This window comes from Enterococcus sp. DIV0774, from assembly GCF_050539095.1.
GTDB lineage: Bacteria > Bacillota > Bacilli > Lactobacillales > Enterococcaceae > Enterococcus > Enterococcus faecalis.
Genome location: NZ_CP172923.1, coordinates 1210203 through 1224025 on the forward strand (window position 1 = coordinate 1210203; position 13823 = coordinate 1224025).

The following is a 13823-nucleotide window of genomic DNA, read 5'->3' on the forward strand; positions in this document are numbered from 1 at the left end:
ATAGTATGAAAAAGTTAAAAATGATGGGGATTATGTTATTTGTTAGTACGGTCTTGGTAGGTTGTGGCACAACAGCAGAAACAAAAATAGACGAGAAAGCAACTGAGAAAACCAGTGTCTCGAAAAAAGTTTTAAATTTAATGGAGAACTCGGAAATCGGTTCAATGGATTCTATTTTTACACAAGATGAAGCCAGTATTAACGCACAGTCCAATGTCTTTGAAGGGTTATATCAATTGGATGAAAAAGATCAACTAATACCAGCTGCCGCTAAAGAGATGCCTGAAATTTCTGAGGATGGCAAACGATATACCATTAAACTAAGAGAAGATGGTAAGTGGTCCAATGGTGATGCTGTAACAGCCAATGATTTTGTTTTTGCTTGGCGTAAATTAGCGAATCCCAAAAACCAAGCCAATTACTTTTTCTTGTTAGAAGGAACGATTCTGAACGGAACAGCTATTACAAAAGAGGAAAAAGCACCAGAGGAATTGGGTGTCAAAGCGCTTGATGATTATACTTTGGAGGTTACTTTGGAAAAGCCTGTACCGTATTTTACGTCGTTATTGGCATTTTCTCCATTTTTCCCACAAAACGAAGCATTCGTGAAAGAAAAAGGACAAGCATATGGCACTTCTAGTGAAATGATTGTATCTAATGGTCCATTTTTAATGAAAAATTGGGATCAGTCAGCGATGTCGTGGGATTTTGTGCGTAATCCCGACTATTACGATAAAGAAAAAGTAAAATCAGAAACGATTCATTTTGAAGTTCTTAAAGAAACCAATACCGTTTATAATTTGTACGAATCAGGTGAATTAGATGTGGCTGTCTTAACAGGAGATTTTGCTAAACAAAATCGAGACAACCCAGACTATGAAGCAATCGAACGGTCAAAAGTCTATTCCTTACGTTTAAACCAAAAAAGAAACGAAAAACCATCCATTTTTGCAAATGAGAATGTCCGCAAAGCTTTAGCTTATGCTTTGGATAAAAAAAGTTTAGTCGACAATATTTTAGCAGATGGTTCAAAAGAAATTTATGGGTACATTCCAGAAAAATTTGTATATAACCCAGAAACGAATGAAGATTTTCGTCAAGAAGCAGGCGCCCTTGTCAAAACAGACGCCAAAAAAGCCAAAGAGTATTTAGATAAAGCAAAAGCAGAGCTAAACGGAGATGTAGCCATTGAACTTCTTTCAAGAGATGGTGATAGTGACCGAAAAGTTGCTGAATTTATCCAAGGCCAGTTACAAGAAACGTTGCCAGGTCTCACTATTAATGTCAAAACAGTTCCTTTAAATAATGCGATTGAATTAATGAGAAAAGGGGATTATGAATTGTCTGTTGGCATGTGGGGACCCGATTATCAGGATCCAATGACTTTCTTAGAAAGCTCAGTTAGTGGTAACCGTATGAACTATTCTAGCCCAACGTTTGATCAACTAATTGAAGAAGCAACAACTAAATACGCAAATGATCCTGAAACTCGTTGGCAAACATTAATTAAAGCTGAAAAAGTATTGGTGGAAGAAGATGCCGCTTTAATTCCTTTATACCAAGAGGCTCGTAGTCAGCTTATACGACCAGGTGTCAAAGGTATTCAGTATCATAACTTCGGTGCAACGAGCACATATAAGTATGCCTATAAAGAATAAATTAGTGAACAAAAGTACCTTTAGCTGAAGGTACTTTTTTCCCGATAAGAGCTTCTTTTTTGTTAATAGTCAACAATTAATAAAAAAATAATTGAAAAAGGTTGACAAAAATAATGATACTCGTTAGAATAAGCACTGTTAACAAATGAATAGCGTTTTCATGTGACTAGATAATACTAGGCATGGAAGAATTTCGTAATACAATGTGGTGTACAATGGTTACGCAACATGTTTAACGGGATTGTTCTATGCTTTTTTTGTTGTTTTCACTGAAAATGTTAGAATTACTTCTGCAGAAGAGGGTCATTTATGAAAATTAAAAAGGTGCTAAATCAAAATGCTGTACTTGTTCTTGACGAAGGACAGGAGAAAGTAGCTGTCGGTAAAGGCGTCGGGTTTAATAAGACTAAAAATGATGTCTTATCTCGACAATTGGTGGAGCGGATGTTTGTGATGGAGCCAGAAGGACTGAAAAAACTTCAAGTACTGCTATCACAAATTGAAGACAAATACTTTTTAGCGAGTGAAGAAATTATCCAACATGCTGAAACGGTATTGGGTGAAAAGTTGAATGAACATATTAATATTGGGTTGAGTGATCACATTGCTTTTGCAGCTGAAAATATTCAAAATAATATTATTGTTCGGAACAAGCTTTTAAGTGAAATTGAGATTTTATATAGTGAAGAATTTGCTATTGCTCAATGGGCTGTAGAATATTTAACACAAACCTTAGAGATTCCATTTAGTTATGATGAAGCGGGATATATTGCAATTCATATCCATAGTGCTCGCAGCGGGCGTACTGATAATAGTAAAAGTATCCGTGAAGTTACAATCGTTTCTGAAATTATTCATTTAATCGAGCAGGAATTGGCTATTGATATTCATGATGACAAAAATAGTCTCAGTTATTCACGTTTGGTGAATCATTTACGTTTGTTTATTCATCGCTTCCAACAAAATCAATATGCTGTTTTAGATGAAGAAATTTTGGAAGTCGTAAAGAAAAAGTATGCTGAAAGCTATGAAATCTCAAAAAAAGTACAAGTCTTATTAATGAGAAATTTTCATTATCAAGTACCAAATGAAGAACTTGGTTATTTATCGATTCACATTGAACGATTAAGAATGACCAAATAATAAAAATTAAATAGTTTATGTGAGGAGTTACGTATAATGAAAGCGTATATGCAAAGAATGGGACGTTCGTTAATGTTACCAGTTGCTGTATTACCGGCGGCTTCTTTATTAGTCGGTATTGCCAACTGGATCGTGGGAACAATCGGCGCTAGTCCAGCCACAACTTTTCTAATGAATGGTGGCTTGGCTATCTTAAACAACTTAGCATTATTATTTGCGGTTGGTTTAGCGTTAGGAATGTCAAAAGATAAAGATGGATCGGCAGCATTAGCTGGTTTAGTCGCTTATTTAGTGCCAAAAACTGTTTTAGCGCCTGCTTCTATCCAAGCCATTAAAGGCTTCAAGGATATTGCTGAAGTAAACCCAGCCTTCAACAGCATGGACAACAATGTCTTTGTCGGGATTGTCGCTGGTTTAGTTGCTGCGGCAATGTATAATCGTTTCTCTGGTGTGAAATTGCCAATGGCTTTATCATTCTTTAGTGGAAAACGTTTAGTTCCTATTATGTCAGCTATTTCGATGTTAGCAATCTCAGCTGTCTTATTCTTCTTCTGGCCAGTTGTTTATAACGGATTAGTTGCTTTTGGTAAAGGAATCTCTAGCTTAGGTTTCGTAGGAGCTGGCTTGTATGGTTTCTTTAACCGACTATTAATTCCAACAGGCTTACACCATGCCTTGAATTCTGTTTTCTGGTTTGATGTTGCTGGTATCAATGATATTGGGAACTTTTTAGCTGGTCAACAAGCGTTAGATACTGGTAAAGCAATTGTAGGACAAACGGGTATGTATCAAGCTGGTTTCTTCCCAGTAATGATGTTTGGTTTACCAGCAGGTGCGTTTGCTATTTATCAATGTGCACGTCCTGAGAAGAAAAAAGTTACAGCTTCATTAATGTTAGCTGCTGGTTTTGCGGCCTTCTTTACAGGCGTAACTGAACCTTTAGAATTCTCATTTATGTTCGTTGCTTGGCCTTTATATGTTTTACATGCAGTCTTTACAGGTATTTCTTTAGCATTCGCTGCGTTTATGCATTGGACAGCTGGCTTTGCCTTTAGTGCAGGTTTTGTAGACTTCTTCTTAAGTTTGAAAAACCCAGTCGCGAATCATCCAATGATGTTGGTGGTTCAAGGACTTGTCTTTGCAGCAATTTACTACTTCGGTTTCCGTTTTGCAATCACTAAGTTTAACTTAATGACACCAGGACGTGAAGAAGGCGATGGCGAAGAAACGCCAGATGTTGCAGAAGGCGACAACAAATTTGCTTCTCTAGCTCGTCGTATTTATGATGGTTTAGGCGCTGATGCTAATGTAACTTCTATTGATAACTGTACAACTCGTTTACGCTTAACAGTGAAAGATACAGGCAAAGTGGATCAAGCAAAAATTAAAGCAACTGGGGTTCCTGGTGTGAAAGTCATTGATGACACCAATATCCAAGTGATCGTTGGTACAGAAGTACAATTTGTTGCTGACGAAATGCAACGATTATATAACCACCAAGCGCCAGCAACACCAGTCAAAGAAACACCTGTTTCTCAACCAGTTGTTGAAGAAAAAGCACCAGTTTCAACGAAAGAAACTGAATTATATTCTGTAGCGAATGGGAAAGTTATTCCTATTTCTGAAGTACCAGATGATGTTTTCTCAGCAAAAATGATGGGTGACGGTTTTGCTGTCGTACCAACAGACGGCGAAGTTTCAACACCTGTTGCTGGTAAAATTACTAGCATTTTCCCAACAAAACATGCGTTAGGTATCCAAACAGATTCAGGCATTGAAGTATTATTACACATGGGTCTAGATACTGTTGAGTTACAAGGTGGACCATTTACATTACATGTTGAAGAAGGCCAAGTTGTAAAACAAGGCGATAAAATTGCAACCATTGATTTAGCCGCATTAGAACAAGCTGGCAAAAAATCAGATTTAATTGTTGTTTTCACAAATCAAGATATCGTTGCTCAATACGATTTACAAAAAGCAGGTCAAACGACTTCAATGAATGATGTAATCGGAAATGTTACCGTAAAATAAAAGTAAAAAAGGGCTAGCCGTAAGGCAGCCCTTTTTTTGATGAAATTCGATAAAATTACTTGTTATTCTATTCTAGGTGAAAACGTTCAATCTTGCGAAGTTACGGTTTGTTCACAAAAAAGTTACTTTTATTAAATAAAACTAAAGAAGTAACAAAAACTTCGCTTTTTTCAGTTATTTCAAGTAACATAGAACGTATCTTAAAAGAAAAAGTTTGGATGATTCGATGCGTAGAGTAAGAAAAATAATTTATAAAATCATGCTACTTTTGTTTGTTGGTTTAGTTGCTGGTCTTGGCTATCTTGGCTATAAAATACATCAAAATGTTGAAACGGTAATGACCTTTGAAAAACAAGTAGAAGCAGAAGTCAAAAAAAATAAAATACCTGAATACAAAACATTAGCTTTAGCGATTATCTATACAGAATCTAAAGGGAAATCTGGCGATATTATGCAGAGCAGTGAAAGTGTTTATGGACAACAAGAAGTGATTGAAACACCAGAAGAAAGTATCGCACATGGCGTCAAATTTCTCGCGGAAGCGTTAGCGAAAGCAAAAGAAGCTGGCTGTGATGAATGGACAGGCGTACAAGCATATAATTATGGACTGGATTATATTCAGTTTGTTAAAGAACGTGGCGGGAAACACACGACAGAGTTAGCAGAAGAATATTCAAGAGAAGTCCTTTCACCGTTGCTAGGGAATGACCAAAATACGAAATATCGTTATTATCGTTGGCAAGCGTTAGTTTACAATGGTGGTTACCTTTATCAAAATGGTGGCAATATGTTCTATGCGGAAATTGTCAAAATGAATCGTTGGTTTATTGAAAAGTTAAATTAAAACGAGAAAAGTCTAAAGAATTCTTTCAACTTACAGGAATTTTTTAGGCTTTTCTTGCAGTTTCATGAAAATGCAAGTAAACTAGAAGGGATGTAACTGATTAATTGAAAAGGTAGGGAAAGAGCTGGATGTTGAATAAAGTCGACCTGAAAAAAGGGTTAAGTACAGAAGAAGTTGCCAAGCAGAAAGAGTTAGGCCTTCAAAATAATTATGAGGAAAATGTAGCGAAATCTACAAAAGATATTATTTTTGATAACGTCATGACGTTATTCAACTTTTTAAACTTTGCAATCGCTGTTTGTTTACTATTTGTCGGAGCGTATTCCAATCTGGCTTTCTTAGCGATTATTATTGTGAACATGTCAATCGGGATTTTCCAAGAAATTCATGCCCGTAATTTAGTTCAAAAATTATCTATTGTGGCAAAAGAAAATGTTCATGTTGTTCGAAATGGCGTACAACAAGAAATTGATACAAAAGAACTAGTTATGGAAGATATTGTTATTATCTCTGCAGGGGAACAAGTTCCTTCTGATATGGAAGTTATTGACGGTAAAGTCGAAGCGAATGAAGCGTTGTTAACAGGTGAATCAGATTTAATTGAAAAGGAAATCGGCGATACCTTGCTTTCTGGAAGTTTCATTGTTAGCGGACAAGCCTATGCCCGTGTTATCCACGTTGGTGCCGAAAATTATGCTGTGAAAATCACCCAAGAAGCCAAAGTGCATAAACCAATTCAATCAGAGTTAGTCAATTCGATTCGTAAAGTCTCTAAATTTACAAGTTGGGTGATTATTCCTCTAGGGATTATTTTATTTGTTGAAGCTTTTTGGTTAAGAGATGCTGGCATTAAAACATCTGTTGTTGCTTCTGCAGCAGCTTTGTTAGGGATGTTACCAAAAGGATTAGTACTATTAATTAGTATTGCGCTGACAACAGGTGTCATTAAGTTAGCCAAAAAACGTATTCTAGTACAAGATATGTACTCAATTGAAACATTGGCCCATGTGGACACTTTGTGTTTAGATAAAACTGGAACGATTACAGAAGGTAAAATGAAAGTGCAAAAGGCGATTATCTTGCATGACAAATATGAAGAACTTTTCCCGCAGATTATCGGAAGCTACCTATCTGAAAGTACAGATAATAATATTACAATGCAAGCAATTCGTGATCATTATGAAGTATCCAATCGATTTGGCGCAAAAGAAGTCTTGGCTTTTTCTTCTGAACGAAAATGGGGAGCTATTGAATTTCCAGAAATTGGGACAGTTTATTTAGGGGCTCCTGAGCGTTTGGTAGACGATAGTCGGTTGCCAGAAGCTGTTTTTACAGCACAAGAGAACGGTTATCGCGTCTTGATGATAGCCATTGCGGAACAACAACCGTTAAACGAAACCAAAATGCCTTATTTAGAGCCATTAGCGATTCTAGAAATTGATGATCCAATTCGCCAAAATGCCAAAGAAACACTGGCTTATCTAAAAGAAGAAGGAATCGACTTAAAAGTAATTTCTGGTGATAATCCGGTAACTGTTTCAAATATTGCTCGTCGTGCTGGGCTACCCGGTTATGAGTCTTATATTGATTTGTCGACCAAAACGACAGAAGCAGAAGTGCGAGAAGCGGTTCAGCAATACACAGTGTTCGGACGTGTATCGCCTCAGCAAAAACGAACCATTGTGCGTGAGTTGAAAGACACAGAGCATGTGGTGGCGATGACCGGCGATGGCGTCAACGATGTTTTAGCGTTACGAGAAGCGGATTGTAGTATCGCCATGGCAGAGGGAGATGGCGCTACTCGGCAAATTTCTAATCTAGTTTTGCTAGATTCTGATTTTACAACGTTACCAGATGTCTTGTTTGAAGGACGGCGTGTGGTAAATAATGTAACCCGAGTTTCCAGCGTTTTCTTCATTAAAACGATTTATTCGTTTATTCTCTCAATCATTTGTGCCTTAACGGCCATTGCGTTCCCGTTCATTCCGATTCAAGTGACCTTGATTGATTTAGCAATTGAAGGATATCCAGCCTTCTTCTTATCTTTCGAAGGGGACAAACGAAAAGTTGTCGGGAAGTTTTTACCAACGGCTTTGAAAAATGCGTCTGTTAATGCGCTTTTAGTTGTAGCGAATATCATTGCTGTTTATCTGATTGGACAAAATCAAGGATTTTCTTCTTTAGACACCACGACGTTAATGTATTATTTATTAGTCGGAATTAGCTGTATGGCTGTTGTTCGAGCATGTCTGCCTTTAAATCCATTACGCATTTTCTTGGTTTTCAGTACCATTATTGGTATTTATGTAGCAGCTATGTTATTCCACAACATTTTAGAAATTGGTTTCTTAACTTCGCAAACAATGGGTCTCTTCTTTATTATGATGGCCATTAATATTGTGGTGCGTGTAACAATTGGATTCGTACAAATGAAACGTGCTGGAAAAACAATTAAAGATTTATAAAAAGCAGAGGTTGAGCTAAAAGCATTCGTCTCCAGAAATGCAGTTCTTCTTTAAATCTTGAAGGAAGTCGGAGCAAGCTTGATGTTTAACTGATTATTTTAAGAGTTAGTGTCTGGGGCAGGAGTCAGGATGACTTTTGTCCTAGATACTTTCTTTTTTTGTTGAGTTGAAACAAGATACTTGAAAAACAGAGATTATGTGATACAATAAATCATGTGTAAATGTGTCCATTGGAATTCGCACTGAAATGACAGTGCGTTTTTTAAACGGTCAATCACATGAGTTAGCACAATGCTATTCTTAGGAGGTGAGGACAATGGCACAACGCATTCCTCAGGAAGTCATTGAGGAAGTTCGTCACCGAACGAATATAGTAGATATTATTGGGCAGTATGTCCAGTTAAAAAAATCCGGTAAAAATTATATGGGTTTATGTCCGTTTCACGAAGAACGTTCCCCTTCATTTTCAGTAGCAGAAGACAAACAAATTTTTCACTGTTTTGGCTGCGGGAAAGGTGGAACTGTTTTTAATTTCTTGCAAGAAATTGAAGGCATTAGTTTTCCAGAATCCGTGAAACGTGTTGCAGATTTGGAACATTTATCTGTGGACTTTGATTGGTCAGAGCCGCGTGAAGTAGCGGATACCCCAGAAAACCAACAAAGACGGAGTTTGTTACAACTGCATAGTAAAGCCGCAGAACTTTACCATCATATTTTAGTGAATACTAAAATTGGCGAACCCGCATTAAACTATTTATTAGAGCGGGGGTTAACACAAGAACTAATTGAGACCTTTCAAATTGGATTTGCGCCGCAAAAACGTGATTTCTTAAGTCAAGTTTTTAAAAATGAACAACTGGATGAAACGCTTTTTGAGCCTTCTGGGCTGTTTGTCCAAAGAGATAACGGTACGTTTTTGGATCGTTTCTATCAACGAATCATGTTTCCAATTAATGATCCCCAAGGCAATGTCATCGCCTTTTCTGGTCGCTTGTTAAAAACAGCTGATTTTCCAGGGGATGAGATGCCTAAATACTTGAATAGTCCTGAAACAACACTTTTTAATAAGCGAGAAACGCTGTTTAACTTTGATAAAGCCAGAAAAGAAATTCGTAAAGAAAATACAGTCTTGCTTTTTGAAGGATTCATGGATGTTATCGCTGCTTGGCAATCAGGCGTAAAAAGTGGCGTGGCTTCAATGGGGACTAGTTTGACCAATGAACAAATTCGGCGTTTGGAACGGGTCGCTAAGGAAGTAGTTATTTGTTACGATGGCGATAATGCCGGTGTTCAAGCCACAAACCGTGCGATTCAATTATTGCAAGAAAACAGTCATTTTGACTTGAGTATTGTCAGTATCCCTGAAAAGCTGGATCCTGATGAATATGTGCGGAAATATGGCGCAGAAGCTTTTCAAAATTTAGCCAATCATGGCCGAGAAACAGTTTTTAGTTTTAAAATGAACTATCATCGGTTAACTAGAAACATGAATAACGAAAAAGAACAATTGGATTATGTGAACGAATTGTTACGGGAGTTAACCAATGTTCAATCTCCCTTGGAACGTGATCGTTATTTAAACCAAATTGCTCAGGAATTTCAACTTTCTGTTCATAGTTTGGAAGAACAATTCAATCAATTGAAGCAAGAGCAACGTTCAGTTCAACGGCAAGAAAGGCAACAATTTTATCAAGATGAAATGATGCCACCACCAATGGAAGAACCTGTTTTTGAAGAGAATCACGTCCAGAACAAGTTACCGTTAACCCAAGTTCAAAAAGCAGAACGTTCTTTATTATTTCGTTTAATGAATGAACAAGGAGTACGGCAAACTGTTCAACAATTGCCAGATTTTTCATTCGCTCATGATGAATACCAAGAATTATATTTCTTGCTAGAAAGTTATGCGACACTGCATCAAAGTTTCGACATTGCCGATTTTATTAATTTCTTGCAAGATAATCAAACCAAACAATTAGCAATTGAAATTGCGTATCAGAATTTATCGGAAGAAAGCTCTGAGCGAGAAGTTGCCGATTTATTACATGTAATTGCCTTATCAAGTATTGCAGAGGCAATTGAGCAGAAAAAGATTCAACAGCAAGAAGCAAAACGAGTGGGCAACCAACAGCTTGAAGCCGAATTAACAATGGAGATTATCCAATTGGCTCGACAGCTTAAAGCTCAACGAACATTTACTTAAGCAATATAATGAATAGAACTAAGCGTTTTGTTCATTTTATTTTGATAAGTCTCAGTGATTTATCAGTTATTTCAAGCGTGAACCGAAAAATGAAGGGGGCCTTCTTTCATGGAAAAAGAAACAAGTAAAAAATATGAAGCTGCAGTGGCAGCATTTATCAAAGAAAACAAGCCTAAAGGAACAGTGGTTTATGATGATTTAGCGAATCAATTAGCCACACCGTATACTTTGGATGCAGAAGCTATGGAAAAATTGATCCAAAAAGTTGAAGATGCTGGTATCAGCGTGGTCGATGAAAATGGAGACCCAAGTGAACATAGCTTGAAAAAAGATGAAAAAGAAGCGGAAAAGGCCCAAGCAGAAGACTTATCTGCGCCAACAGGTGTTAAAATTAATGATCCCGTGCGTATGTACCTAAAAGAAATTGGGCGCGTTCAATTATTAACTGCCGCAGAAGAAGTTGAATTGGCACTTAAAATTGAAGAAGGCGATCAAGAAGCAAAACAACGTTTAGCAGAAGCCAACTTACGTTTGGTTGTTTCAATTGCCAAACGATATGTAGGTCGTGGTATGCAATTCTTGGATTTAATTCAAGAAGGTAATATGGGCTTAATGAAAGCTGTTGAAAAATTTGACTACCGTAAAGGGTTCAAATTCTCTACGTATGCTACTTGGTGGATTCGTCAAGCGATTACGCGGGCAATTGCGGACCAAGCTAGAACGATTCGAATTCCTGTTCACATGGTTGAAACAATCAATAAATTGATTCGGATTCAACGCCAACTATTGCAAGATTTAGGTAGAGAACCAACGCCAGAAGAAATTGGTGCGGAAATGGATTTACCAACAGAAAAAGTTCGTGAAATCCTAAAAATCGCACAAGAGCCAGTCTCTTTAGAAACACCAATTGGTGAAGAAGATGATTCACATTTAGGTGATTTCATTGAAGACCAAGATGCTACCAGTCCTGCTGAACATGCAGCTTACGAATTGTTAAAAGAACAACTAGAAGATGTTCTGGATACTTTAACAGACCGTGAAGAAAATGTTTTACGTTTACGTTTTGGTTTAGATGATGGTCGGACACGTACGCTAGAAGAAGTCGGAAAAGTTTTCGGTGTCACTCGCGAACGTATTCGTCAAATTGAAGCAAAAGCGTTAAGAAAACTAAGACATCCTTCTCGTTCAAAACAATTAAAAGACTTTTTAGAATAAACATACCGTTTAGCGGCTCTTTTCGTGCATGCGAGAAGAGCCGCTTTTGTTTTTTAAAAAGTCTCTAAATGTCATTGCTAGTTATTGGAAGAAGGCGCAAGTTATGGTAAATTAGAAGTAATGGAATATTAGCAGAATGTGAGGCGGAAGAATGACAAAGAAATGTCCGAAGTGCGGGAACGAATTCGATGCAGAATTAACGACCTGCCCAACATGTGGCTATTCACTAACTGACACAACAGTTGATAAAGAAGAAGTGGAAACGACTTCAACAAATATAGATTTTGAAACACAGGAAAATGAACAACACGAAGATCAATTAAATGAGAATATTGAGTGGTCTGAGTTAAAAGATATGAGCTTAGGCCATGTGATGGAACTGTTTGGCGAATCACCAGAAGAAGAAAGTAATGATGACAAAAAAGAAGAGTCGATAGAAGATAACTTAATAGTCTCTGATTCAGAAGCAGCGCTTCAAGAAGGGGCTAGTGAGGAGACTCATGATTCGGTGGAGGAGTCGATACCAGCGACAGAAGAGACGCCTACTCATTCAACAGAAGAAGAACTAGCAACGGACGAAGCAGTTAATTTAGAGGAAACAACGGAAGAAACAACGGAAGAAACAACTACTGTTGAAGCAGAAACAGCTGAGGTATCTGAGACGGTGAAGTCAGAAGAGGAAGCTTTAACAGAGATTTCAGGAACTGAAGTTATCTCTACCACTTCTGAAGAAGAAATTTTTTCACAACCACCGATAGAAGATCAAGATGTCACACCAAACGAAACTTTGCAAGCTTATATTCAAGCGCATCGAGCAGATACAGAAATGTCTGAAAATCCATTAGAAGAAACAGCAGAGACCCAAGAGTTAGAAAACAGCGGTGAGGCAGTATTAACCCAAGCCGAAACACCAACTGAATTCATTTCAGATTCTGAAGAAGGGCTAACAAGTGCAGCGTCGCTAGAGGAACCGAGCGAAGCTGATACAACCGAGGAAAAAGTTTCAGATTCAGGTGTGATACCACCGATGAATGAAACTGGGAATACTCAACCAGCGCCTGCTCCGAAGAAACCATCAAAAAAAGTGGCTTTTGTTGCGCTTGCGGTTGTTTTATTAGCTGGAGGTAGTGCTTGGGCGTATCATGATCAAACGCAAAAAGCTGCCGCGCAAGAGGCGGCGGCACTAACCAAGAAAAAAGATACACTGAAAGATGAACTAGCAGCCTTTTATACCACGAAGGAGCAAGTTTTTATTAAACCAGATATGGTGACTGTTAGTCCAGAAAAACTCTCAAAACAAGTCGCGGAAATTAAAGATTCAGAAGAGTATTCTCAATTAAATAAACAAATTCAAACATTGAAAGAGAAGCAACAAACCATTCAACAAATTAACCAATTATTTGAGGCGCCGATTGTCAATGGCAATGAGTTGAAACCGGCGATTCTAGCTGCTGATCAACCAATTTCCGTAAAGAAATTAACAGGAAATGATCCATTTGACCAATTGATGAACCAAGCAATCGATCAAGCGAACCAACAATACAACCAATTACAAAAAGCTAAAAAAGCGGTTGAGGTCATTTATAAAGATGGAAAAACTACCAATCAGCTGAATCGAGACACGTATCAAGCTGCTAAGGCAGAAGTAGATAAAGTAACAAGTGATAAGCTGAAAAAAGAACTGGTCAAACAAGTCACGACAGCTGACCAAGCGTTAACCAAGGTTGAAGAAGAACAGAAAAGAATTGCAGAAGAACAAGCTGCCGCAGAGCAAGCAAAACAAGCAGAAGAACAAGCGAAACAAGCTGCTGCCGCGAAAAAAGAGAACGCTAAGAAGGAAGAAACAGCAAAAACAGAAGCGAATGGCTACACGGCGCCGAACAGTGACGGGGTTTACACTAGTCCGCTTTATGCGCCAGATGCTGCCGATATCGCTGATAGTAGCAATCCAGCGTGGACATGGGCACCAGGTGTGAAAGAAAAAGTCTTAGACACAGTGATTGCTCGTGGCTATGTTGTTCCTGGTGGATATTCTTTAGAACCTGCCAAAATTGTGAATGGCGAAGGTTACTACAATCTTTATGCAACAAACAATCAATCAAAATTATTAGAAGGCACTACAGAGAAAAATGTTCACATGTATTTAGTTACAATCAATGCTAAAACAGGTTGGTTCAAAGGGAACGCTTCTCGTAATGCAGGGCAATAAAAGAAAATAGAAACAATCGAACAAAAGCGGAAATCTTTTGTTCGATTGATTT

At 37.8% G+C, this 13823-nt stretch carries 8 protein-coding genes; all 8 read left to right on the top strand.

The window, feature by feature from the left end:
- Positions 1–5: 5 nt before the first annotated feature.
- The gene (locus IGL86_RS05910) at positions 6–1658 is read left to right on the top strand and encodes a peptide ABC transporter substrate-binding protein (protein ID WP_010710403.1); all 1653 of its coding nucleotides are present in this window, start codon (positions 6–8) and stop codon (positions 1656–1658) included.
- Between the two features lie 309 nt (positions 1659–1967).
- Positions 1968–2801 carry a PRD domain-containing protein gene (locus IGL86_RS05915; protein WP_002357655.1) on the top strand — a complete coding sequence of 278 codons (834 nt, stop codon included), beginning with the start codon at positions 1968–1970 and terminating at the stop codon, positions 2799–2801.
- Positions 2802–2837: 36 nt separating this feature from the next.
- On the top strand, positions 2838–4835 hold the full coding sequence (gene nagE, locus IGL86_RS05920; protein WP_002374894.1) for an N-acetylglucosamine-specific PTS transporter subunit IIBC: 1998 nt from the start codon (positions 2838–2840) through the stop codon (positions 4833–4835).
- A 226-nt stretch (positions 4836–5061) separates the two neighbouring features.
- Positions 5062–5679, top strand: coding sequence for a lysozyme family protein (locus IGL86_RS05925; protein ID WP_002357646.1), 618 nt, complete (start codon positions 5062–5064; stop codon positions 5677–5679).
- 128 nt (positions 5680–5807) lie between these two features.
- The gene (locus IGL86_RS05930) at positions 5808–8144 is read left to right on the top strand and encodes a cation-translocating P-type ATPase (RefSeq protein ID WP_033625665.1); all 2337 of its coding nucleotides are present in this window, start codon (positions 5808–5810) and stop codon (positions 8142–8144) included.
- Positions 8145–8460: 316 nt separating this feature from the next.
- The gene (gene dnaG / locus IGL86_RS05935) at positions 8461–10347 is read left to right on the top strand and encodes a DNA primase (RefSeq protein ID WP_002380276.1); all 1887 of its coding nucleotides are present in this window, start codon (positions 8461–8463) and stop codon (positions 10345–10347) included.
- Between the two features lie 108 nt (positions 10348–10455).
- On the top strand, positions 10456–11562 hold the full coding sequence (rpoD, locus tag IGL86_RS05940) for an RNA polymerase sigma factor RpoD (RefSeq protein ID WP_002360364.1): 1107 nt from the start codon (positions 10456–10458) through the stop codon (positions 11560–11562).
- Between the two features lie 151 nt (positions 11563–11713).
- Entirely contained in the window at positions 11714–13771 is a 2058-nt protein-coding gene (locus IGL86_RS05945) for a cell division site-positioning protein MapZ family protein (RefSeq protein WP_033625666.1), read from the top strand.
- The last annotated feature ends 52 nt before the right edge of the window (positions 13772–13823 follow it).

Excerpts from the sequence above, each read along its gene's own strand:
- nagE (WP_002374894.1), top strand. The coding sequence starts at position 2,838 with ATGAAAGCGTATATGCAAAGAATGGGACGTTCGTTAATGTTACCAGTT.
- rpoD (WP_002360364.1), top strand. The coding sequence starts at position 10,456 with ATGGAAAAAGAAACAAGTAAAAAATATGAAGCTGCAGTGGCAGCATTT.
- dnaG (WP_002380276.1), top strand. The coding sequence starts at position 8,461 with ATGGCACAACGCATTCCTCAGGAAGTCATTGAGGAAGTTCGTCACCGA.
- IGL86_RS05925 (WP_002357646.1), top strand. The coding sequence starts at position 5,062 with ATGCGTAGAGTAAGAAAAATAATTTATAAAATCATGCTACTTTTGTTT.
- IGL86_RS05915 (WP_002357655.1), top strand. The coding sequence starts at position 1,968 with ATGAAAATTAAAAAGGTGCTAAATCAAAATGCTGTACTTGTTCTTGAC.
- IGL86_RS05945 (WP_033625666.1), top strand. The coding sequence starts at position 11,714 with ATGACAAAGAAATGTCCGAAGTGCGGGAACGAATTCGATGCAGAATTA.
- IGL86_RS05910 (WP_010710403.1), top strand. The coding sequence starts at position 6 with ATGAAAAAGTTAAAAATGATGGGGATTATGTTATTTGTTAGTACGGTC.
- IGL86_RS05930 (WP_033625665.1), top strand. The coding sequence starts at position 5,808 with ATGTTGAATAAAGTCGACCTGAAAAAAGGGTTAAGTACAGAAGAAGTT.